The following is a 22,856-nucleotide window of genomic DNA, read 5'->3' as shown; positions in this document are numbered from 1 at the left end:
AATCACTCATCTCCTTTTCTGTATGTATGTGCTGCTTCCACGGCTTCCCTGATATAGTCAAGACGGATGCCTTCCCCCTGTATGGTACAGTCCGCACCTATCATAATGCCCTTTGTTCCGAAGTCTTCAAGCACTGCCTGTACTTCTTTTCGTATCTCTTCTTTCGGTCCTTTGAGAATATTTCCCTTGTTGTTCAGGCCGCCGAGAATAGCACATGAGAAGTTCTCCCTGCCCTTTTTAAGGCTGTATCCATTGTCTTTTACGGACCAGTTTACCAGGTCTGCCGGATAGTCATAAAACCAGTCCACATGTGTTTTGAACGCATATTCCGGCTCCCCGCAGATATGCAGAATATTATACTTATCCTTTTTTCTATCCGCTGCTTGTAAAATCTGTAAATCAAAGGGCCGTACCAGTTGTTCCCACTCTTCTTTCGTAAATCTCCCTTCCTCACCATACTGTGCGGAGTAATAAATACCGTCAGCTCCCGCATCCAGATATGCTTCTGCCCACGCTTCAAGCCCGTCTGCCAGTTTTTGAATGCCCGCTCTGACTGCCTCCGGTGCCTCCTTGCTGTACTTCATGAGTACATCATCCCCAAAGGCTATGGATGCCGCTTTGAAAGGCCCGAACATTGTCTGGAAAAGCAGCACATCATCGCCTGCCTGCTCTCTGATGCCCCGGATAACCTCTGTCATTTTTTTCAGTTCTTTACTGTCCGTTCCCTTGATACCGATGTGAAACCAGTCATCGGCGCAGTGTATCTCACCGGTTACCGGGTAAGCATAATCCTGCATGATCTTTATCACATCCATATCCGTTTCCCGATAGAGTTTTAAGTGTTCCCCGATCATTTCCTCCACGGTAAAATCCGGTTTGTAATGGAACCAGAAACCAGCCGGTATATAATCTGTCTCTTCCCGGTTCATAACTGCTTTTACACGCTGTGCCTTGTTCATTTTTCATTTCCCCCTTTTGTATTATATGAACTTATTATACTCAAGTGGATGTCCGTAAAATAGGAGTATTCTTAGATAAAATATATAATTATTTTTAGTTTCCCTCCATTTTTTTATCTATTTCTTCTTATCTTCTTGTATTTATCCGCTTTTCATTCTATAATTTCAACAGATTCAATCACAGGAGAGACCTTATGAAACTACAAAATTTTTCTTACAGAACCCAGATATTCTTTTCTTCGCTTCTGCTCGTTATTCTGCCTACCATTATTCTGGGCATTGCCACAGCGAACAGAACCTCCAATGAGGTACAGGAGGATTTCAGCCGCTCCATGGACACCATCACCACCCAGGCTGACCTGACCCTGGATACCCTCCTTCAGGATGCCACTAAGGTTGCTGATCTGCATATATTGAATAAAGATATCCGGAAAGCTATGATCACCAATTACGAGGATGATCTGCTCAGCTATTCCCAGGACAGCTATCTGTTCTCCTCCCAGCTCATACAGGCCAACCGGCTGAATTCCAATGTCACTACCTGTATGTTCAAAAACCGTTACGGCTATACCTTTGATTACAATATTCCAAATGTGAAGGATCAGTACGCCATTCTGGACCACATGGACGAATGGGCAGGGACTGCGCGGAATTCTGATTACTACACGTATTTTGCCCCTGTCCAGCAGTCCTCTACCGTAAAAAAAAGTATCCTTCCCATGGTAAAAGTCCTGTACGACAGCTATACTTTCAAGGAAATCGGGACCTGCTATGTGGGTATCAATTTTTCCGCAGTTGAAAACATTGCAAACTCTGCTCAGACCCAGAATAATGTTATGCTTATTTACAATGCGGACGGCGGCCTTGCCTACTCCTCTGATAAGGATTTTGTAGAAAAGGATGCTTCCCCTGAACTGAAAAAGGCCATACAGAACTTCAACCAGAAAATAACAAAAGAGAGCTCTGTACGGACTGAAAAATTAAATGTAGGGTCTGATTCCTACATGATAAACGGATGTTATAACAAAACCACCGGATGGCATATTGTGCATTTTATGAACAATTCCCTGATTACCCAGGCATACAGAAACAACCTGTACCACTATGCCGGTATTTTTCTCCTGGCAATCTTCCTGGGACTGATACTTGCCGCGCTACTGTCCAGAGGTCTGACCCGCTCCATCCGGCAGCTCTGCGAAAAAATCGATTCCAGGGATACCTCCAATTACAGCGACATAACCGTGGAGGGTCGAATATCCAACCAGGAACTGCAGAAGGTAGTACATAGCTTTAACCGCCTGAACAGCCGCCTGACCCAGAGTCTGCAGCAGAACTACCAAAGCCGTCTGAATGAACAGCAGATGCACATCCAAGTTCTGCAGGCACAGATCAATCATCATTTTCTGTACAATACCCTGAATGTGATCAAATCCCTGGCTGATATTCACAATGTCCCGGAGATCAAAACCATTGCCATGTGTATGTCCGAACTGCTGCGCTACAATCTGAAAAAGGTTCCCATCGTTCTTTTAAAAGAGGAACTCTTACAGATCCGGCGCTATATGACCATACAAAATATACGTTTTCCCGGAAAATTTTCATTTGATTATGATATTCCCGACGAATTTCTGGGACTGGAAATTCCCGCGTTTATTCTGCAGCCCTTTGTGGAAAATGCCATTGGACACGGTTTTTCCGAAAAGGAAGAAAACTGTTACATCAGCATAAGCGCTAACCTGGAAGGAAATACCCTGCACTTTCTCATCGCCGACAATGGACAGGGAATGGAAAAAAATGAATTGGAAGAGTTAGTGGATTCTCTTGACAAAGAGATAGACTTTCCTGCTGACACTTCCTCCAATCACTCCATAGGCATCAGAAATGTACAGCAGCGGATTCAGAGCTATTACGGAAAGGAATACGGACTTACTATTGACAGCTTTCCCGGACAGGGAACACTGATCGATATTGCCCTTCCTTATGGAAAGAAGCCTGCTCTTCCCTGTACAGAACAGAATAAAACAGAATAAAACACCGGATGCGCCAATGCTTCCCCAAGCACCGGCGCATCCGGTTTCTATATGCATATACCTTCTCTTTTCCCCAAAATCAATAACCGTTCTATTTCCGTTTCATTTTCAGCACAAGATGTCTTGGCAGACCGTTTACCATGATCGGCTGGTAATCTCCCTGGATCAACGGTTTTACATAGTCCACAAAATCTTTTGTCACATAAGTGGCGTCCTTGTTCATCCATGCCCTCGGAACCAGTTTCTCTTCGTTGGCGATCCTGTGTACATCGTAGATACCAGTGGCGCTCATGTACGGGTCGTCGGACACACGGTCGATCACTACCATCTTGCCTGTGTCACCTTCATCTGCGGCTTTCACGGCAGCACCGCCTACCATAAATGCCTCGTCAATATCCACACGGGATGCCATATGGGAAGCACTTCTCTGGAGTGTGGAGAGTTCAACGGCCCTTGTCTTACAGCCGCACTCCGCTGCCAGGAAATTAGCCAGGTAGGTAGCGGTTCCCTGAAGCTGCTTGTGGCCGAATGCATCCACATAATCTCCCACGCTGCCAAGCTCACATACATAACGGCCGTCAGCCAGTTTGATACCCTCTGAAACTGCGATGACGATAGAAGATTTCTTCTTCAGTAATTCCTTGACTTTATGTAAGAACCGCTCAATATCAAAGGCAACCTCCGGAAGATAGATCAGATCCGGACCGTCACAATCCTCTGTCTTTGCAAGAGCTGTGGCACCGGTCAGCCATCCGGCATTACGTCCCATGATCTCCATAATGGTAATCATGTTTTTCTTATATGTCAGACCTTGTGCATCGCGGATCACCTCTTTTGTGGATGCTCCGATATATTTGGCAGCACTTCCGAAACCGGGTGTATGGTCCGTCAGAGCCAAATCATTGTCAATAGTCTTGGGCACTCCCAGAAACTTCTGGGTCTGTCCTGTCAAAATTGCGTAATCGGATAATTTCTTGATCGTATCCATGGAATCATTTCCGCCGATATAAATAAACGCATAAATATCCAGCTTATTCAGAATCCCAAATATTTTTTCATAGATTGTCTTATCTTCGTGAATCTCCGGCATTTTAAACCGACAGGAACCTAAGAATGCGGACGGTGTTCTCTTCAGCAGCTCGATATCCAGCTCGGAATGAATCTGTGTGGAAAGGTCTACGTACTGTTCGTCCAAAAGTCCCTGAATTCCGTGAAGCATGCCGTATACCTTGTCGAAGCCTCTCTCGATCGCGTTTTTATATACGCCTGCAAGACTGGAGTTGATAACGGATGTGGGTCCACCTGACTGTCCTACAATGATATTTCTTTTTTTTGCCATTTTGCCTCGTCCTCCTTGTATTTCATTACCACTGACGACTATTATAGCAAAAAAATCCGGAAGTAGCAAGGCCCTTCTGGATTTTTTGCATATTAATTTACATTATGTTCTTGTTTTTTTGTACTTTTTGCACAATACATCAAATTCCGTCATCATTCCCCTTTGCCTTGATCTGCGCAAAGAGGTCCTTATAATACGAAATGGAAAACTCACCCGGATTTCTCTCATTGGCTGTATGCTGGTCGGCCAGCTCCTGTGTATAGTCATCCAGCTTGTAAATACCATAGGTACGGCTGTCATGATTATAGTGCATGAGCAGCGGAATAAATTCATGTTCCGGAATCTGTATGGCTCCTGTTTTTACATCCTTTTTGATCCTGATCTTTGCCATGGCTCCCAGAAGGCTTGGCAGGTCGTTCTGTGTGGAGGTAAAATTCCCCAGGGAATAATAGACGAGCATTTTATGTCCATCCTCACCGGTCAATGTCTCCATGGTACGGATCACATGGGGATGGGAACCGATGACAATGTCCACTCCCTCCTCCAGAAACAAATTCACCCACTGCCTTGTCTGCTCATCAACGTCCTGCACATATTCCTCCCCCACATGCATGACCACAATGACCACATCTGCCAATTCCTTTGCCTTTTTGATATCCGCTCTGGCCTGTCCTTCATCAAAGACATCAATCATATAGGATTTATCCTCAGCAAGAGGGATATCGTTCAGCCCGTAGGTGTAGTCAAGCATAGCCAGTTTTAAGGCTTTACACTGCACCACCGTGACGGTATCCGCGTCCTCCTGACTCTCATGGATGCCCAGTATTTTGGTGTCCGGATGCTTTTCCTTCCACCATCTCATCGTATAGGCAACGGAATCCGTCCCCTTGTCCAGAATGTGATTGGTGGCATGGGCCACCACGTCAAATCCTGTATTCACCAGTGCGTCACCGAATTCCGGCGGTGTTCCGAAAGCCGGATAGCCGGATATATCCTCACGGTTTTCCACAAATACCGTCTCCTGTGTGACCAGCGCCAGATCTGCCGCCTCCACCTCTTCCTTCACAGGCTGGTAAATGGCATCATAGTTCCAGTCTCCTGACTCTCTCATGCCGGATTCCCTCATGCCCAGATGGGCGATATTGTCTCCCACAGCAAGAAAATCTATGATATTTTCTTGCTGTTCTTTTTCAAGTGCTGCTTCCTGCTGCTTCTTTTTCTCCGCAGCGGCTGCGGCGGCTTTTGCCTTTGAATACCGGACTGCAGATACCACTCCCAAGATCACACACAGGAGCACAGCCGCGGCGATTATCCCTGTGCGTATAAACTTTTTCTTCAGTTCCTCTTCACGTTTCAGCCTGAGTGCTTCCCGTTTCCTGTCTTTTTCTCTCTCTTTTCTGCGTGCCTCTTCCAGTTCATCCATGTGTATCTCCCCTCGATTCCCCTTATTCTCTGTCGGAACCGGTGCGGCGCTTTTATGTAAATGCCGTGCCGTATCCGGCAGGTTATTTCTTTGCATGGAATAAAATATAATCTTATTATACTGTGTTTGACAGGAATTGTCTATATTTTACAACATACTACACCAAATTATTCCATTATTTTTAAGTTTACCCCTTTTGTGTGCGCCGTTTTCTTTTCTCATCTGCAAAGGACGCCATGGAACTGTACAGCATAAGCATTGCACCTGAAAGTATCAAACCGCCCAGAATGTCTGTAAACCAGTGAACCCCGGATATCAGCCTTCCGGCCACAGTCACCCCCATTAAAAGGAGGGAAATGCCGTCCGCGATCTGTAACCATATCTTTTTTCCTGCAAGCAGATGGTGAAACAGCATCATGGCTGTACCCATAATGCAGATTACGATCATTGTATGGGATGAGGGATAGGATGCCTCCAGACTTTTATGAAGAATAACCGGTCTCCAATTGATCACAAAATTTTCAAATAAAATATAGACCGCCGAAACCAGAATATAATAAACACCAAGCAGCAAAATGCGATAGTCAACTTGAAATAAACTCCTTCTTTTGACAAGCTGATACATTCCCAAAACAGCAAATCCGACAGCAGTCAGTACGGCAATGACACCCAGCCAGTCCGTCAAATGATACCAAAAAAGATTTACTCCGGACAATTGAAATACGAACTGATTGAGCGATGCCAGGCCCACTTCCGATTCTTTCGGCCCAATGGGTTTTACATCTACTTTTGCAGTAAGAACAGTGAAGGCTGCGAACAGCATAAATAAAACTACTGTTAAAATAAATTTCTTCTTATTTTTTGTACTCATCGTTTTTCCTCTTTTCTCTATAATCTAGTTTTCTGCAGACTGCACCTGTATTATTGTCCTCTCATGCCCAAAAGAGCAAGAAACCTGTCGTCACAACGCAAAAAAGCCCATGATACTTTTCGTATCACGGGCTTTTTCCCTGTATTACAGGCTATTTCATACTGCTTTTCTTTATCAGCAAAACCACTTTAACCATGAACAGCATAAATAAGAGTACAGTCACATAAGGCTCCTGGGACACGGCAAAAACCAAAATGGTCAGCGCGTGCAGCCAGATAGAACAGGTACTGCAGATATGCATTTTCCTCTCATCCTTAAAACGCTGTATCCATATCTCAAAAGCACCAAAGGCCGCCATAGATATGAGCACAATATAATAAACTGTTTTGATAACGCTGGGAATCGTCGTATTGGAAAGCAGTGTCACCATATGGATATAATCCGCTTCACGCTCACCGAAAAGCGGAAGAATGAAAAAAATCAATACAGCAAGATCCAATATTCCAAACATCAAACCGTATATGGTGTTGATATTTGTCCTGTTTTCCGTTTCCGCCAGGGTCAATAACTCATTGCCGGACAGCAAGTCATCTATGGATACAGAAAATAATTTTGATATGGCTTTCAGGGATTCAATATTCGGGTACCCCTTTCCGCTCTCCCACTTGGAAACAGCCGCTCTGGACACATAAAGTTTCTCCGCAAGCTGTTCCTGTGTCATATTATTCTGTTTCCTGAGCTGCTGCAGCTTTTCGTTAAATTCCATATCTGCCTCCTCCCATGCCTGATATATTTCTTCCCATATTATATACGACAGGCGGAGAAACAGCAAATATTTTCTTATCCTTTAATACCCGTGGAAGCGATTCCCTCCACATAGTATTTCTGCAGTACAATGAACATGATCAGCATGGGGATCGCCGAGATCGTCAGCGAAGCCATGATCGGTCCGTAGTTGATCGGTTTGGAGCCAAAGAATGTCTGAATCGCCAATTGGATAGTTCTCTTTTCCTCACCTGTCACCACGAGCAGAGGCCACATAAAGTCGTTCCAGTGCGCTACAAAATCAAGGATCAGCACAGTGGCATACACGGTTCCGGAAATAGGCATGACGATCCGGAAAAAGGTTTTCACCGGGCCGCATCCGTCAATGGCTGCTGCCTCTAAAAGGTCATTCGGCACATCCAGGAAAAACTGGCGGAACATATAGATGCTGAAACATTTTGCCACAAAGGGAACCACAAGCGCTGCCCACTGGTTGATCCATCCCAAGTCAGCCATCTCCCTGTACATAGGAAGCATAATGGCCTCCGGAGGGAATACCATAAGGCTGATCACCAGCGTCAGAAGAAGATTTTTCCCTTTAAACTCAAACTTTGCCAGCGCGTAACCGCAGATGGAGTTGATAAACAGATCCAGCACCACAATGACAAAGACATAAAACAAACTGTTGCAAATAAATTTCCACATGTCAATCCTCTGGAACACCTCCAGATAATTGCTCAGGGACGCTCCCGTGGGTATAAACGTACGCAGAGAATTCAGTCCCTTAAAAATACCTGCTTCCGGCTTCAGGGATGAGGATATCATCCAGATGAGAGGGGATACGAAGATCAGCGCAACCAGCGTATTCCCTATGTAAAATACTGCGTTTCCCAGACGGGTTCTCTGTTTCTGTGTCATAGTTTTCCGCTCCTTTCTAATCCGCTTTGATCAGTTTCTTCATGCCCAGTGACAATATGACCACAATGACGAAGAAAACTGCAGCCACTGCACAGGCATATCCAAAGTTACGCTTCTGGAAGCCCTGTTCATACACGTAATATACCATGGTCCTGGTAGAATTCTGGGGGCCGCCTTTTGTCATGACATATGGCTGTGTGAACAGTTTCATTGCCTGGATGACTGTGATCATAATCACGTATTTGATCACATTTTTCAGACCCGGCAGGGTGACATAGAGGAAGCTTTTTAATCTGCCTGCACCGTCAATGGAGGCTGCCTCATACTGTTCTTTCGGAATTCCCTGAAGCCCGGCTAAAAAGATCATCATCTGGTAACCGGCTCCCTGCCATGCTGACATGAAGATAATGGAGTTCATGGATGTCTTTGGATCATTCAGGAATCCGCAGGGCTCCATTCCCAGTTTTACCAACAGTGCATTTAAAAGTCCGCTGTCCGGGTTAGAGTTGTAGAGCACGGTCCAGAGAATCGCCACAACAACCATGGAGGTGACCTGAGGGCTGAAATATGCTGCTCGGAAAATGGAGACACCTTTTCTTTTGGACGATATGAGCATGGCCAGCGCCAATGCCAGAACCGTCTGAAAGGGTACGACCAGCGCGGTAAAATAAAGAGTATTGGTAACCGCCTTCCAGAAATCCCCGTCCCCAAACAGCTCTGTAAAGTTGTTAAATCCACAGAACTTAATATGGTCGGGCCTCATTATATTGTAATCGGTAAAGGCATATCTGACTGTCTGCAGTGCAGGATATATCAGAAATGCCGCCAGCAGGATCACTGCCGGAATGACAAACAGGTATGCTGCTTTCTTTTCACTGCGTTTGTTAATGGCTTTTTCCATCTTTCTCCTCCTCCCCGGAATCAATCTTCATCCGCATAATACTTGTTGTAATCCTTATCCGTATCTTCCGCCACCTTATCAAGCGCTTCTTTCGGGTCCACACCTGTGAAAATGTTCACCATGGCCTCTGAAAATCCTGCGGAGAGCACACTGTAGGAAGGCGTTCTCGGCCTTGGATGTCCTGTCTCCATAAGCTGCTCTTTAAAAAGAGAGCGTGGGTATTCGTTATACTCTGTGAGCACTTCGTAGCTTGACTGTCTTGTGGGCGGTTTCGAGATTGCCTTGGCGTAGGTGGTCACATTGTCCTCTGAGAACAGGTAATTCATAACCTCCTGCACTGCCTCTCTGTCCTGTGTATCCCTGGTCACGGCTGCTGCCCAGTCACCTGTGGGAGAAGTAGGTGTTCCGCCGTTGTCCGCAACGGGGAAATAAGTAACTCCCCAATTCAGATCCGGATAATCCTTTTCCAGTGTAGCGACTTCCCAGGAGCCTCCCAGCATTGTGGCTGCCCTTCCGTTGTGGAATTCCTTCTGGATGGGGTCCAGATTGGCATATCCGTTCTGAATCAGTTCATTCAGAAACGCGGCTGCCTCCACACCGGCCTGGCTGTTGATATAGCCATCCGCTTTGCTGCCGTCCTCACTGACAAAATCCGTGCCGTTGGAGATCCAGAACTGCTCCAGCACATAAGGAAGACCTTCCCCTTTATCCATAATGATGTTGGTGCCCATCACACCGTCTTTTGTAAGCTTCCCGGCTACATCCGCAAACTCGGACCAGGTCCAGGCATCCTCCAGCTTATCCGGTGCCTTAATCCCTGCCTCGTCAAGCATATCCCGGTTGTAATAGAGGGCTACGGAACTTTCTGTTGCGCCGATGGCGTAGATTTTCCCATCGTAAGTACCCTGATTTTTAGTGGAATCCAGAAAGTCATCCCAGTCCTCTTTTGCAAACATATCATCCAAGGGGATAATAATATCATTGGCCGCGTATACGGAAACCGTCGGTCCGTCCACATACAGGATATCCGGCAGGTCCTTTGAGGTAATCGCCGCGTTTACCTTGTCCTCATAAGCATAGGAATCCGCACGAACAATAGCTTCCCTTTTCAGATGGATCTCTCCCTTGTGCTCCGCATTAAAAGCATTGATTTTTTCTTCCCACCACTCTTCAATGGCCGGTTCGTCACTGGGACTCCAGATGGTGATCACAGACTCTCCGTCTTTATTCACCCGTTCCTTTGCATTTCCACAGCCGGATATCATAGTAGATACCACTGTCGCTGCAAGAAGTATGGCAACTGCCCGTTTTTTCATTTCCCTCTCTCCCTTCTCACTGCTGTTACTGCCAGACTGACTGCATCTTTGTAACTTCTGCCCGTGTTACTGCCTCAGGTCTCTCCGCTTCCAGTACAAAACACCCTTCTGTGCCGGAGTTGTAAAACAGCTTGGTGCCTGCTGCCTCCCCGCCGTTTATAAAGATTTCCACTGCTCTTCTGTCCACAAATATCTCCATATCCCTTACCATATCCACGTCTGCGGGAAACGAGATTCCCTCACTTTTCACACCGGATGTGCGGATTCCCGCAAAGTCTTTTTCTTTTATAAAACGTATCTCTTTCTTCCCATCCCTGCCCAGCAGCAGGTTAAAATCCGTATTCTCCGAAAAGGTGATCTCCGCATAAAAACTGTTTCCCGCTATGTGTTCCAGATGGATATTTTCCTTTTCTCCCGTATAGAGCCGCTCACTCTTCAGCGTATAGATCTCCTCCGCCGGAGTCATATAAAGCCTGTCATTCTTTACATGCAGCACTCTTGGAATGGTCATGCTCCCATAGGCGCCGTTCTCCACTTCCACATGTTCGCCGTAAAAATCTGAGATCCAACCAATGGCGATTCTTCTTCCCTCGTGCTCAAAGCTCTGCATGGCATAGCAGTTGCTCCCGAAATCAAACCATCCTGTGCTCTTCACGGTAAAATTCTCATCCCTGAATTCTCCTATGTAATAACGGGACATCTGATATCTGCCGTACACATCCCTGTGGCACATAAGTGCTCCCCACGCAGTAAAACTTCCATCCAGAGGGAAAAAATCAGGGCATTCAAAGCAGCGCACACCTTCTTCCGGCTCCGTAACCAGGGGTTTCACGTAATCCCAGTGCTCCATATCTTCAGACCGGTACAGCAGTATGGCTGCCTGCCCATCCACAGCACTTGCCAGGACCATGTACCACACATCACCGACTTTTAATACCTTAGGGTCCCTGAAATCAAAGGATGCTCCCACGGGATGCTCCCCGATCACCAGCTTCTCCGGTTCAAATTCCAGCATATCCCGGCTTCTGGTCATCCACTGCTGCTGCACGGTCTCCTCTCCGTCCTCCATGGGTCCCAGATGTCTGGTCAGATAGAAAACCGTTTCATCGTCCAGCACCACCGCACTTCCGGAAAATGCTCCCCCTTTTCGTATATCTGCCTGTTCCAACACCTCCTTCTGTGGCTCCAGAACAACGGGAAGATGTGTCCAGTGGACCAGGTCCGGGCTGGCTGCGTGCCCCCAGTACATGTTGGACCATTCCTGACCATGGGGGTTGTACTGATAATACATATGATAATATCCCTGATACCAGCAAAGGCCATTGGGGTCATTCATCCAGTTCTTCCACGGCGCAAAGTGATATTGTTCCCGATAGGGTGTGTCATAATAGGCTGCCGCTTCCCGGCTGCTCAGACTAATTCCCCCGTCTGCAGGTTCTATGAAGCAGATCCCCTTTTCCAGGATATTTTCACAGCCGCTTAAATACGCCAGTGATATTTCCGCATCCCGGCTTGTCAGTTCGTAACTGCTCTGTCTTTCCACAGGGATTTTCAGCCACTGATAATACTTCTTCCCTGCCTCATATCTGTTCTCTCTGCCCTTTTTGTCTCTCAGAACCACATATCCTTTTTTTCCTTCCACTGTTCTGGTCATGATCTCCAGACATGTATACTCACCTGTTTGTATCATATTTTCGCCTCCTGTATGGCACTTTATAAAACCGGTTCTATAATTCTTCCCTTTAATATATAGCATTTTTCGCCTATTTATATAGGTAATATTGGAACATTTTATGGAACCCGTTCCATGTATATGAGTATAGGACGGTTTGACGGTTTTGTCAAGTGCTTTTCTGTACGAATCCATAAGACACAAAAAAAGGCCCCCGTTTTTATTGTGCAACATGCACAAACGAAGGTCTCTTCCCATTTTTTATATGAAATTTATCCAAAACCCAAAAGTCGTTTTTATGAGTTATCCGCAACACCAATTCAGAACTTTATCACAGTGTCGTCCCGCCGAACTGCATTTCCACATCCAAAACCTGTCTGTGAGGCACGCCTTTCCTCTCCTCCACCAGATCGAGAAGGGTATTCACACAGAGCTCCGCTAATAATTGTACATTCTGCCGAACAGCTGTCAGTCTTGGATATACCATGCGTGTCACATCCATGCCGTCAAATCCTATGATTTTTATATCCTCCGGCACCCGGATCCCCTTCTGCAGCACTGCGTTCATACAGGCAATGGCAGCCATATCCCCGCCGAACACACCGTCAATGTCAGGGTGTTCCTCCAGAAACTTTTCCATTCCCGTATAATGGGCGTTCCAGTCAAACACATTCCAGTCCATAACCATGTTAAGTATCTCCACGCCCTGTTTCTGCATGACTTCTTTAAAGACACTGTGGCGCTCCTGGGCGGCAACGCCCGGGGCAACACCGGATATCTGCAGCACTTTCCTGCATCCGTTCTTTAAAAGCAGTTCTGCCGCCATGCGCCCTCCCATGGCATGATCACTGCCGATAAGAGGGATACCGGGGCCAAATTCCCGGTCTACGGAAACAATGGGTTTCTTCCGCTTCAGGTATTCCTCCTCGTCCAGGGAATGGGCTGCTGTGATGATGCCGTCCACAATATTCCTGTCCAGCATATCCAGGTAATCCTTCTCTCTGTCGCTGATGCCTATAGTATTGCAGATCATGGTCTTATACCCCTGGCGGTAAAGCTCCATCTCTATATGTTTTGCCAGGCAGGAGAAAAAAGGATGGTCCAGGTCAGGGACCATGACTCCTACAATGCCGGTCCGGTTCCTGTACAGATTTCTCGCAAGCTCATTGGGCGTATATCCCAGTTTCTCGGCTGCCTTTTCAATTTTCTTTTTCGTATCCGGCGATACGTAACCGGTTCCATTCAAGGCCCGGGAAACAGTTCCCACGCCCACACCGGCCTGTTTTGCCACGTCTCTGATACTGGCCATTTTTTCTGCACCTCTTTCCCCGTATATAACAGAAGCTGCTGTACCGCCCGTCACCGGCCGGATACAGCAGCATATCTATTCTTTCAGCAATCGTTAAAAGGCCATTTTTTCCTCAAAATAAGCTTTCAGGTCTTCGATCTTTACTCTCTCCTGCTCCATGGTGTCACGGTCACGCACAGTAACCGCTCCGTCTGTCTCAGATTCAAAGTCATATGTCACGCAGAACGGTGTACCGATCTCATCCTGACGGCGGTAACGTTTGCCGATATTACCCCTGTCATCGTATTCACAGTTATACAGTTTGGACAGCTCCTGATAGATTTTGGTTGCGCCCTCGTTCAGCTTTTTGGACAGAGGCAGAACACCGATCTTCACAGGTGCCAGGGCCGGATGGAAGTGCAGCACGGTACGCACATCATTTCTCTCTGCATCCAGAACTTCCTCATCGTATGCACTGCACAAGAATGCCAGAACCATACGGTCCGCTCCCAATGACGGCTCAATCACATAAGGAATATATTTTTCATTTTTCTCATCATCAAAATATGTCATATCCTGGCCGGATACATTCTGATGCTGTGTCAGGTCATAGTCTGTTCTGTCCGCAATACCCCACAGCTCGCCCCATCCGAAGGGGAACAGGAATTCCACGTCTGTGGTAGCCTTGCTGTAGAAGCTCAGTTCCTCTTTGTCATGGTCACGGTAGCGCACTTCCTCATCCTTCAGGCCCAGGCTGTGCAGCCAGTCAAGGCAGAACTGTTTCCAGTAAGCAAACCACTCCAGGTCTGTATCAGGCTTACAGAAAAATTCCAGCTCCATCTGCTCAAATTCACGGGTACGGAAGGTAAAGTTTCCCGGTGTGATCTCGTTACGGAAGGATTTTCCCACCTGACCGATACCAAACGGCAGTTTCTTTCTGGAGGTTCTCTGTACATTCTTAAAGTTTACGAAAATACCCTGTGCAGTCTCAGGTCTTAAATATACTGTATTCTTTGCGTCCTCTGTAACGCCCTGGAAGGTCTTAAACATCAGGTTGAACTGACGGATATCTGTAAAATTGTGCTTGCCGCAGGTAGGACATGGAATCTGATGCTCCTCAATGAACTCCATCATCTTCTCCTGGCTCCAGGCATCCACGCTGCCCTCAATGGCGATCCCTTTTTCGGCACAGAAGTCCTCAATGATCTTATCCGCGCGGAAACGCTCATGACACTCTTTACAGTCCATCAGCGGATCGGAAAAACCGCCCAGATGACCGGAGGCCACCCATGTCTGCGGGTTCATCAAGATCGCGCAGTCCACACCTACATTGTAGGGGCTTTCCATAATAAACTTTTTCCACCAGGCCTTTTTCACATTATTCTTCAGCTCCACGCCAAGGTTGCCGTAATCCCAGGTGTTGGCAAGTCCGCCGTAAATTTCAGAACCCGGATATACGAATCCTCTGGATTTGGCAAGTGCTACGATTTTTTCCATGGTCTTTTCCATCGTGTTATCTCCTCGACTTTCATCTATTTCTGCTGCCTCTGCTCTCAGGCATGGTCAGCAGTTACCTATTTCTTTTCGATTCAAGGCTGTCCGCCTGCCATAGTCTTATAAACTGTATTATGGCGCTGCGAATAGTAACATTATAACCGTAATATTCCTTCTTTTCAACCTCTATCTGCCTGAAAATGTGTTAAAATAGGGATTTCTTGCTATATTCCCTCCATCACTTCCAGTACCTGCAGGCTTTTCATCTTTTTGTCTATGTATTTTCCTGTGTATTCCCGCATGACCTTCTGCATGGTTTTCAGTACCTCCGGCCTCACCGTGAAGGTATAGAGTCTGGAAATCTCAGATGCCGCAATAAACTGCAGGGCATACAGAGAGGATGCATCCAGGCGGATACTTTTATATCTGTCCTTCTGGTCTATGCAGTTATCGCAGAAGACACCTGATCTTTCTGTCGAAAACCAGTAAATCTCCTCTTTCTTTCCGCATTTCATGCACTCAAACAGGTTGGGATATTCTCCGTTAATCACCATTGCCTTCAGTTCAAAAATGCAGCGTATGAGTTTATTGTCAATCTTCCCGCTGACCAGAGCCTTTAACGTAACATAGAGCAGATTCAGCATTTCCTTCTCATCGGTATATTCTCTGGCATAGTAATCCGCAAATTCCAGAAAGTAAAATCCATAATAGACCCCCGGCTGCCTGGAAGCCAGCTCCGTGAAGTAATGCAGCACAGAGGCTGATTTCATCTGATAACTGGTCCTCCCCTCATAGACAGAGAAGGTGCCGAATACAAAGGGATTTGCCACGGCAAGAAGGGAGCTGTTCTGCCGCCTCGCTCCCTTTGCAAATACCGTTATTTTTCCGCGTTCTCTTGTGAGAAGCACCAGCCTTTTATCAAAATCCCCCACCGGCATGGAGGATAACACCATGCCGGTCACCTGCACTGTATCTGTCATATCTCTTTTTTATCGTATCCGAAATTCTTGATCAGATAGTCACTGTCTCTCCAGTCTTTTTTCACTTTTACCCAGAGCTTCAGGTTCACCTTCTGCTCCAGCATCCGTTCAATCTCAAAGCGTGCCGCACTGCCGATCTTCTTCAGCATAACACCCTGCTTGCCAATGATGATTCCCTTGTGGGATTCCCGCTCACAGATGATGGTTGCTTCTATATCCACCAGATTCCCGCCCGGACGTTCCTTCATAGTATCAATGGTAACAGCGATCCCGTGAGGAATCTCCTCCTCCAGCGTCCGCAGCGCTTTCTCCCGGATCATCTCAGCCACAATCTGCCGCTGAGGCTGGTCTGTAACAGTGTCTTCATCATAGAACTGCGGCCCGTAAGGCAGATATTTAAAAATACTCTGGATCACGGTTTCCAGGTTCTGCCCTCTCAGTGCAGAAGCGGGTATGATCTCCGCAAAATCCATGATCTTCCGGTATGCGTCGATAAAACTCAGCACTTCCTCTTTCTTTACGGTGTCCACCTTGTTGATAACCAGGATCACCGGCAGTTTACAGTTTTTCAGCTGCTCTGCAATGTGGCGCTCCCCGGCTCCGATAAAAGTGGTGGGCTCTACCAGCCAGAGAATCACATCCGCGTCCTTGAAGGTGCGCTCCGCCACATTTACCATATATTCACCCAGCTTGTTTTTTGCCTTGTGGATTCCTGGTGTATCCAAAAAGACGATCTGGCCCTCCTCACAGGTGTAAACAGTCTGGATCTTATTTCTGGTTGTCTGAGGTTTCCTGGATGTGATGGCAATCTTCTGTCCGATCAGATGGTTCATCAGTGTGGATTTACCCACGTTTGGCCGTCCGATGATCGCCGCAAATCCTGATTTGTAGTCTGTTTTCATATATTCTCCTTCGTTACAGCAGGTGTTTCACTTCCAGAAACAGTTCTTTTTCCTGCTCGATTTTCTCTTCACTTCCGATAACACAGATACGGTTCTGATCCAGCACACACGCTACCACGTCCCCCAGTGCACGGATATCCTCCGGCTGGGCGTTCAGGATCTGCATCCGCTCTTTTTTCAGATCCTCCTCCGTGATGCCGCTGAACCATGCTTCCAGGGACAGTACACCTTTTGAGGATGGGGTCATGGGCGTATCCAGTTCGCTGACCGTACCGATGATATATTTTGTCATCTCTCTCTCATCTGCTTCAAAACCGCGGATAAAGTCCGGGGTATTGCGGAACACTTCCAGTGTTTTGGATAAGTTCGGGTCCCTGTAGGAAACCAGGAAGCTGTCACCGCTCCTTCTGAAATTGCTCATGCAGCCATAGGCGCCGCCTTTCACGCGCACATTCATCCAGAGATACTCATAACTGAGGATCACCTTTAAAATACGCAGACAGCCTGTGTATTCAAAGCCGCCCTCCCGGAAATTGCCTGCTGCTGCCACGTACTGCACCTGGCCTGATGTTTTAAAACCTTCATTCTTCACCCGATAATCCGGCTTTTCTTCTGCCAGTTCCACCTTCTCGGTGTGCAGCATTTCTTTCAGACCGCGTACCTCTGTCTCAAGACCTTTATAACCCTCCCGGTCCGCCGTATAGCTGACTGTCAGATTTTCAGGACGGAAGATCATCTTCATAAGAAGCTTCAGGTTTTCTATTACTTTTCCCTTTTCCTCCTCAAAATGGCTTTCAATTTTGTCAATGAACTGGTAAAAGTCGATTCCCGCAATCTTCTCCTGGAAATACGCGTTTCCTGAGAAATAGGACGTAGCGCGCATTACTGCCGTGCTGTGTCCGGCGCTGGTCATGCTCATCTGAAGCCTGGATTTCATTTTTGCAATGATCTCATAGAGACGCTTGGTGTCATCCATTTTCGATGTGCAGATAATCTCTTTGATCATGGAGAAGACAAAGGGCAGTCCGCTGTACAGTGTTTTTGCCTTGATTCCCAGCATCTGTCTGGTATTCTGATTATTCTTGGAATCTCCGAATACCTGCAGGCCAAATAAAATCCCGCCGCTGTTGGCATTGATCTCATTAAACAGGTCTGCATAGCTGTAGTTTTCCGTGTCCACATATCCCAGTACGGACTTCAGGATTCCCATATAGGGGATCAGCTCCTCCGGTACTTTTTTCACATCAAAGAGCAGTGTCAGATAACCGATTCCATTGGTGTACAGATCATGGTGCAGAACCAGTGTGTCATCCACATATCCCGGTTGATTGTGTATCTTAACCGTCTCGGTTCCTATATCTGAGCGCTCCAGCATGGGGATACTCTTGAGAGCCTCCTCCGTCTCCGGTTCATCCTGGTATTCTTTCAGATGTTTTGTGTCTGCCGCAATCTTTTCCACTGCTTCCGCAGGCAGAGATGCCTTATAAGCGGCAAGCTTTTCTTCCAGCTCTTTATCCCTTTGGGCGGCAAGTCCACGTTTCGGGTTGACTACCACAACAGACGCGTGGGGATTGTCCAGCAGATACTCTTCTATCAGCGTTTCAAAATATCCCTCTTTTGCCTTCTGCTTCAGACTCTCAAAGATATCCAGTTTCTTCAGATGGTCAAAAGGCATATCATCATCATACAGCCAGCTGTCAAACACATCAATGCCGTACATAAGCCCCTTGGGGAAGGAAGAAAAATCCGCCTCACGGAAACGAAATTCCAGGAAATTGATTCCCGCGGCAATGGCTTTTTTGTCAATTCCTTCTTTTACGATCTTTCTGAGTGTATCCTGAATGAGATTTACAAAAGCCTCCTTATTTTCCGGTTTCGCATTCTTCGCCACAATGGAGAAAAACGGCTGGTAAATCCCGTCATCGTAAGAGCCAAGGATATCTTTTCCCATACCTGCATCCAGAAGCGCCTGCTTCAGCGGTGCTCCCGGTGCGGAGAGCAGGGTATAATCCAGGATTTCAAATGCAGTGCACTGTTCCACATCCAGACTGTCCCCCACTACCACATTGTAGGAAAGATAAGAATTTTCCTCCACAGGCTCATTTTCAGAGATGGGGTACTCCATGATGATTTCCTTTGCCTGATCAAAGGGCTTTTGTCTCGGAATCGCTGAATTGACGGGAATCTCATCATATTTAGACAGATACTCCCTGTCCATCCAGTTCATCCGCTCCTCCATATCCATATTTCCATACAGATAAATATAGCTGTTGGCCGGATGGTAATAGCGGCTGTGGAAAGAAAGGAACTCGGAATACTTCAGTTCCGGGATCACAGACGGGTCTCCGCCTGACTCCACACCGTAAGGTGTATCGGGAAACAGGGAATTGAAAATCTCCCGGTCCAGCACTTCCTCCGGTGAGGAGAATGCCCCCTTCATCTCATTATAAACAACGCCGTTTAATTTAAGAGGTCCGTCCACATCCTCCAGCTCATAATGCCAGCCTTCCTGTCGGAAGATTTCTTCTCTCTCATAGATATTCGGGAAAAAGACAGCGTCCAGATATACATGCATCAGATTCTTAAAATCCGCATCATTGCAGCTTGCCACCGGATACATGGTCTTGTCCGGATAAGTCATAGCATTTAAAAAAGTGTTCAAAGAGCCTTTCACCAGTTCAACAAAAGGGTCTTTTAAGGGGAATTTCTGGGAACCGCACAGGACACTGTGCTCCAGAATATGGGCCACACCGGTACTGTCAGCAGGCGGCGTGCGGAAAGCTATATTGAACACTTTGTTTTCATCATCATTTTCCAGCACCATAACTCTGGCACCGCTTTTTTTATGTCTCCATAGTGAACCTTTGGAGTGAATATCCGGAATGTCCTGGCAGGAAACCAGTTCGTATGCCGGCACATTTTCTTTTTTCATGGTCAACCTCCTTGATGGGTTATATTTACTGCCTATTTACGGCAGTGTACGTTCTATTGTTTATATTACCACATTTATTGAAATTATAAAACAGAAAAAGAACAAAGATTGCAGCTATTCCAACTGAGTGTGATAAAGGCAGCAAAAAGAAGCTGCTGTCAATGCCTCTGCATTCTGACAACAGCTTCTGTCCTGATTCCCAGTCACGCCGCATCCAGCGCTTCCTGAGGTATTTCCACCTCCACCGCTTCGCCACGTAATTTTACGGTAACAGCCAGCTCAAATTTATCAATGTTCATTGTCTGGCCTGTACCTGCCTCGGCAGTTAGATCTGACATCATCTTTTCCATAAGCTGTTTCATATCAATTCTGGTCCGGATGATTTCTTTATCTTTCTTGTCAACATATAAATCCAGATTTACTTTTTCATCATTCACCTGGAAATCTCCCAACACATCTTCCTGACCCGGGACCTGACTGGCCATATCAAACAGACTGTTCAGCACCTCACCGCCTATGGATGCGTGGATCACATAGCACTCAGTGGAATTTTCAGTGTCCAGCTCCAGCGTCTCCTCGGTCATGGACAGAGACTCCTCCTGGATTCCCTGATAGAGTTCCTGGCCGGTGAACACAAGAGCACCCATATTACCGCTGGAAGCATCCATCTCCGTCTTCTGCCATTCCTCTCCGTTTTTTGTATACGTGATGTATTTGTCTTCACTCTTCACCGTATAACTCTCAATAGGAACCGGAATCTGCATGGACATGATCTGCATATTCAATTCTCCGTCCATGCGCATACGCTCTTCCTGGAACTCCATATCTGCATCCATATCCATCTGAATAGCAGACTCCTGCACGTCACCAAGCAGCTCCTGCGCCTCCTCAAGAGGCACTGCAGCCTTAAAGTTCATGGTCATGTGAAGTTTCCCTGATTTGAACTGTTTCTGATTGGAAATCACTTCTTTCAGAAGTTCTTCCGGGGACTGCTCCTTTGCCTGCTCTTTGCCCTGCCCGCATCCTGCCAAAAGCAGAAGCGGTACCAGCACAGCCAGACATAGCTTTCTGAATTTTCCTTTCAAATTTTTCCCCCTTTACAATTTAGAATAACCGTACCCGTTTACAATGGCATCCAGTTTCTGGCCTGTTTTACACATGGGGCATTCACTGGCTTTGTGCGTCTGATAATTCGGAACATCTTTTTTATAGAACACAGCATTGATATCCAGCCCTGCTACTTTATTCACTGCGCTGAAGATTGCAGACACACCCTGAATGGTACCGCCGTAATAGAGAATACTCTCCATACATTTCCGCAGTGTCTCACCGGTTGTAATAGATCCCATCAGAATCACAACATTCCTGTTCCGTACCATATGCTGAATATTGTCGCGGAACATTAGCTGTCCGTTACCGTTAAATTCCGGGGTTACAATATAAATAGTTTTGTGCGCATTCATGGACAGAACACCGGCCTTTGCCAGCTCCTCCGCCAGAAATGCCCCCACCACCTCCAGCCCGTCCAGACAGATGATCGAGTCCACAGGTGTGGAAGTCTCATATTTGGTGGAAAGATATTTTGCAATCCTGGAAGCCTCCGCACATCGTGTTTTCATTGTCGTCATCTCCAGATAATGACTGATGTGGGACTGCGGGGTTGCAAAATGTCCCGGAATCACCTTTAACTGAATTTTCTCATCACCGGATGCATATACCTTAAACATTCTTTCTTCCATTTCCATAAATCATACCTCCTCTTATGAATCCCCAATTACTTTTTTTATATGCTTATTATACCATACTCCTTTTGAGGAAAAAAGAGAAGATTTCTGAAAATAGGTATTTTTTAACAAAATTGTGACTGTTCATTTCGCCTTCCATAACGCTTTTCGCCACACAATTACCAGTATGGTATATCCGGAAAATTGGTAATCACAACATCCACGCCGGCTTTCTCCATCTGCCGGAAGCGTTCTTTTGTATTCACGGTCCACACATGCAGAGGCAGCTTCTCCTCCCTGCACTGTTCCAGAAAACCGGGATGCTGCAAATGCGCATATATAGGATGAAGCGCATCCACACCCAGACGTTTCCCATAAGCAGGTGCATCCACGATTCCATCCTCAAAAAGCATTCCTGTGCGCGTTCCGGGATTTTTCTTTTTTATCTCCAGCAGCGTATAGTGATTAAAGGAAGAATATAAAACCTTTTCCTCCATCCCCATACGTGCCGCAAGGTCCAGCACCTTATCCACCAGACCCTCATAAAATACAATACTGGTTTTCAGCTCCACATTCACAAGCATATCTTCTTTTTTCATAAGTTCATACACTTCTTTTAGTGTAGGAATCCTGGCACTTCCCTGTTCCGGAAAAGTCTTATTAAAGTTCAGCTTCCGCAGTTCTTTCAGTGTATAGTCCTTCACCCATCCTGTACCGTTGCTGACCCTTTCCAGCTTCTCATCGTGGATCACCACAATCTCTCCGTCTTTGGTAAGCTGCACATCCAGCTCAATACCATCTGCTTTACGCCGCACCGCTTCGGAAAACGCCTCCATGGTATTTTCCGGTGCATACCCTGATGCCCCTCTGTGCGCCCAGATTTTCATTTTCTTCATAGCCTTCCCCTTGATTTTAAATTAATATTCGTCTTCCTCATCCACATTCTCATCCGCATAGGAGTGTTCCCCATAAAATTCTCTGCCCACCACATTTTTCCTCTGTCTGCTGTCCTCCACCAATTCAGAGAGCAGGGAACGCACCTTCTTAGGCTCAGAAATATTCTTCAGCACAATCTCAGGATTGCTGTCCACCTTGGTCTTCACGATCAAATCCCCGGTCCCAAAGATTTTACCTGTCAGAGTCTGTACCATCGTCACATCCACGATCCTATACAAAAGAGTTTCATCCAGGGTAGTTTTCAAAAGTCCGGCTTCTATCATCAGTCTCTCATTCTCTATATAATATTTCGTAAATGACCATGGAAACCACATAAAATGCTTCCGGTCTTCCCATATCAGATTATCACCCATTGTGTGACCTCCTTATTATTTATACGTTTCAG

General features: G+C 46.5%; 19 protein-coding genes. 1 reads left to right on the top strand and 18 read right to left on the bottom strand.

Annotated elements, in window-relative coordinates:
• Window positions 1-2: 2 nt before the first annotated feature.
• A complete protein-coding gene (locus tag MUB35_RS22840; RefSeq protein WP_054353449.1) occupies window positions 3-959 on the bottom strand; it encodes a uroporphyrinogen decarboxylase family protein in 957 nt (318 codons plus the stop codon).
• Window positions 960-1,153: 194 nt separating this feature from the next.
• On the opposite strand from MUB35_RS22840, the gene MUB35_RS22835 reads away from it, so the two are divergent.
• Entirely contained in the window at window positions 1,154-2,989 is a 1,836-nt protein-coding gene (locus MUB35_RS22835) for a sensor histidine kinase (RefSeq protein WP_033139304.1), read from the top strand.
• A gap of 91 nt (window positions 2,990-3,080) precedes the next feature.
• Here MUB35_RS22835 and MUB35_RS22830 read toward each other — a convergent pair whose 3' ends face one another.
• The 17 genes from MUB35_RS22830 to MUB35_RS22750 all read right to left on the bottom strand — a co-directional run bounded on the left by MUB35_RS22830 (window position 3,081) and on the right by MUB35_RS22750 (window position 22,824).
• The gene (locus tag MUB35_RS22830; RefSeq protein ID WP_054353447.1) at window positions 3,081-4,328 is read right to left on the bottom strand and encodes a 6-phosphofructokinase; all 1,248 of its coding nucleotides are present in this window, start codon (window positions 4,326-4,328) and stop codon (window positions 3,081-3,083) included.
• Window positions 4,329-4,467: 139 nt separating this feature from the next.
• Complete coding sequence (locus MUB35_RS22825) at window positions 4,468-5,751, bottom strand: CapA family protein (protein ID WP_244806903.1); 1,284 nt, start codon at window positions 5,749-5,751, stop codon at window positions 4,468-4,470.
• Window positions 5,752-5,938: 187 nt separating this feature from the next.
• Complete coding sequence (locus tag MUB35_RS22820; protein ID WP_244806902.1) at window positions 5,939-6,622, bottom strand: phosphatase PAP2 family protein; 684 nt, start codon at window positions 6,620-6,622, stop codon at window positions 5,939-5,941.
• Window positions 6,623-6,773: 151 nt separating this feature from the next.
• Window positions 6,774-7,388, bottom strand: coding sequence for a helix-turn-helix domain-containing protein (locus tag MUB35_RS22815; RefSeq protein ID WP_033139329.1), 615 nt, complete (start codon window positions 7,386-7,388; stop codon window positions 6,774-6,776).
• A 74-nt stretch (window positions 7,389-7,462) separates the two neighbouring features.
• Complete coding sequence (locus MUB35_RS22810; RefSeq protein ID WP_033139300.1) at window positions 7,463-8,305, bottom strand: carbohydrate ABC transporter permease; 843 nt, start codon at window positions 8,303-8,305, stop codon at window positions 7,463-7,465.
• Window positions 8,306-8,321: 16 nt separating this feature from the next.
• The gene (locus MUB35_RS22805; protein WP_033139299.1) at window positions 8,322-9,206 is read right to left on the bottom strand and encodes a carbohydrate ABC transporter permease; all 885 of its coding nucleotides are present in this window, start codon (window positions 9,204-9,206) and stop codon (window positions 8,322-8,324) included.
• A 20-nt stretch (window positions 9,207-9,226) separates the two neighbouring features.
• Window positions 9,227-10,522 carry an ABC transporter substrate-binding protein gene (locus MUB35_RS22800; protein WP_244806901.1) on the bottom strand — a complete coding sequence of 432 codons (1,296 nt, stop codon included), beginning with the start codon at window positions 10,520-10,522 and terminating at the stop codon, window positions 9,227-9,229.
• Between the two features lie 25 nt (window positions 10,523-10,547).
• The gene (locus MUB35_RS22795) at window positions 10,548-12,212 is read right to left on the bottom strand and encodes a glycoside hydrolase family 32 protein (protein ID WP_244806900.1); all 1,665 of its coding nucleotides are present in this window, start codon (window positions 12,210-12,212) and stop codon (window positions 10,548-10,550) included.
• A gap of 313 nt (window positions 12,213-12,525) precedes the next feature.
• Entirely contained in the window at window positions 12,526-13,503 is a 978-nt protein-coding gene (locus tag MUB35_RS22790; RefSeq protein ID WP_033139296.1) for a LacI family DNA-binding transcriptional regulator, read from the bottom strand.
• A gap of 93 nt (window positions 13,504-13,596) precedes the next feature.
• The gene (locus tag MUB35_RS22785; RefSeq protein ID WP_244806899.1) at window positions 13,597-14,991 is read right to left on the bottom strand and encodes a glycine--tRNA ligase; all 1,395 of its coding nucleotides are present in this window, start codon (window positions 14,989-14,991) and stop codon (window positions 13,597-13,599) included.
• A 209-nt stretch (window positions 14,992-15,200) separates the two neighbouring features.
• Complete coding sequence (gene recO / locus MUB35_RS22780; RefSeq protein WP_033139294.1) at window positions 15,201-15,956, bottom strand: DNA repair protein RecO; 756 nt, start codon at window positions 15,954-15,956, stop codon at window positions 15,201-15,203.
• On the bottom strand, window positions 15,953-16,858 hold the full coding sequence (gene era / locus MUB35_RS22775) for a GTPase Era (protein WP_033139293.1): 906 nt from the start codon (window positions 16,856-16,858) through the stop codon (window positions 15,953-15,955). The genes recO and era overlap by 4 nt, the downstream gene beginning before the upstream one ends.
• 13 nt (window positions 16,859-16,871) lie before the next feature.
• Window positions 16,872-19,790: an insulinase family protein gene (locus MUB35_RS22770; protein WP_244806898.1), complete on the bottom strand. Its 2,919-nt coding sequence runs from the start codon at window positions 19,788-19,790 to the stop codon at window positions 16,872-16,874.
• Window positions 19,791-19,993: 203 nt separating this feature from the next.
• Window positions 19,994-20,875: a hypothetical protein gene (locus MUB35_RS22765; RefSeq protein ID WP_244806897.1), complete on the bottom strand. Its 882-nt coding sequence runs from the start codon at window positions 20,873-20,875 to the stop codon at window positions 19,994-19,996.
• 12 nt (window positions 20,876-20,887) lie between these two features.
• Window positions 20,888-21,529: a phosphoribosyltransferase gene (locus MUB35_RS22760; protein WP_054353466.1), complete on the bottom strand. Its 642-nt coding sequence runs from the start codon at window positions 21,527-21,529 to the stop codon at window positions 20,888-20,890.
• 164 nt (window positions 21,530-21,693) lie between these two features.
• On the bottom strand, window positions 21,694-22,410 hold the full coding sequence (locus tag MUB35_RS22755; protein ID WP_033144043.1) for a glycerophosphodiester phosphodiesterase: 717 nt from the start codon (window positions 22,408-22,410) through the stop codon (window positions 21,694-21,696).
• Between the two features lie 21 nt (window positions 22,411-22,431).
• On the bottom strand, window positions 22,432-22,824 hold the full coding sequence (locus MUB35_RS22750) for a PH domain-containing protein (protein WP_033144042.1): 393 nt from the start codon (window positions 22,822-22,824) through the stop codon (window positions 22,432-22,434).
• Window positions 22,825-22,856 lie beyond the last annotated feature (32 nt).

This window comes from Blautia sp. NSJ-175 (assembly GCF_022867815.1).
In the GTDB taxonomy this organism is placed as follows: Bacteria; Bacillota; Clostridia; order Lachnospirales; family Lachnospiraceae; genus Blautia; species Blautia celeris.
Note: the sequence above shows the minus strand (reverse complement) of the source record. Positions and strands in the feature narration are given on the sequence as shown.

What these genes read in the sequence shown, in the direction of transcription:
- MUB35_RS22805 (WP_033139299.1), bottom strand. Translation starts at nt 9,206, where the DNA reads ATGGAAAAAGCCATTAACAAACGCAGTGAAAAGAAAGCAGCATACCTG.
- MUB35_RS22825 (WP_244806903.1), bottom strand. Translation starts at nt 5,751, where the DNA reads ATGGATGAACTGGAAGAGGCACGCAGAAAAGAGAGAGAAAAAGACAGG.
- MUB35_RS22820 (WP_244806902.1), bottom strand. Translation starts at nt 6,622, where the DNA reads ATGAGTACAAAAAATAAGAAGAAATTTATTTTAACAGTAGTTTTATTT.
- MUB35_RS22815 (WP_033139329.1), bottom strand. Translation starts at nt 7,388, where the DNA reads ATGGAATTTAACGAAAAGCTGCAGCAGCTCAGGAAACAGAATAATATG.
- recO (WP_033139294.1), bottom strand. Translation starts at nt 15,956, where the DNA reads ATGACAGATACAGTGCAGGTGACCGGCATGGTGTTATCCTCCATGCCG.
- MUB35_RS22760 (WP_054353466.1), bottom strand. Translation starts at nt 21,529, where the DNA reads ATGGAAGAAAGAATGTTTAAGGTATATGCATCCGGTGATGAGAAAATT.
- MUB35_RS22770 (WP_244806898.1), bottom strand. Translation starts at nt 19,790, where the DNA reads ATGAAAAAAGAAAATGTGCCGGCATACGAACTGGTTTCCTGCCAGGAC.
- MUB35_RS22795 (WP_244806900.1), bottom strand. Translation starts at nt 12,212, where the DNA reads ATGATACAAACAGGTGAGTATACATGTCTGGAGATCATGACCAGAACA.
- MUB35_RS22750 (WP_033144042.1), bottom strand. Translation starts at nt 22,824, where the DNA reads ATGGGTGATAATCTGATATGGGAAGACCGGAAGCATTTTATGTGGTTT.
- MUB35_RS22830 (WP_054353447.1), bottom strand. Translation starts at nt 4,328, where the DNA reads ATGGCAAAAAAAAGAAATATCATTGTAGGACAGTCAGGTGGACCCACA.
- era (WP_033139293.1), bottom strand. Translation starts at nt 16,858, where the DNA reads ATGAAAACAGACTACAAATCAGGATTTGCGGCGATCATCGGACGGCCA.
- MUB35_RS22755 (WP_033144043.1), bottom strand. Translation starts at nt 22,410, where the DNA reads ATGAAGAAAATGAAAATCTGGGCGCACAGAGGGGCATCAGGGTATGCA.
- MUB35_RS22835 (WP_033139304.1), top strand. Translation starts at nt 1,154, where the DNA reads ATGAAACTACAAAATTTTTCTTACAGAACCCAGATATTCTTTTCTTCG.
- MUB35_RS22785 (WP_244806899.1), bottom strand. Translation starts at nt 14,991, where the DNA reads ATGGAAAAGACCATGGAAAAAATCGTAGCACTTGCCAAATCCAGAGGA.
- MUB35_RS22790 (WP_033139296.1), bottom strand. Translation starts at nt 13,503, where the DNA reads ATGGCCAGTATCAGAGACGTGGCAAAACAGGCCGGTGTGGGCGTGGGA.
- MUB35_RS22840 (WP_054353449.1), bottom strand. Translation starts at nt 959, where the DNA reads ATGAACAAGGCACAGCGTGTAAAAGCAGTTATGAACCGGGAAGAGACA.
- MUB35_RS22800 (WP_244806901.1), bottom strand. Translation starts at nt 10,522, where the DNA reads ATGAAAAAACGGGCAGTTGCCATACTTCTTGCAGCGACAGTGGTATCT.
- MUB35_RS22810 (WP_033139300.1), bottom strand. Translation starts at nt 8,305, where the DNA reads ATGACACAGAAACAGAGAACCCGTCTGGGAAACGCAGTATTTTACATA.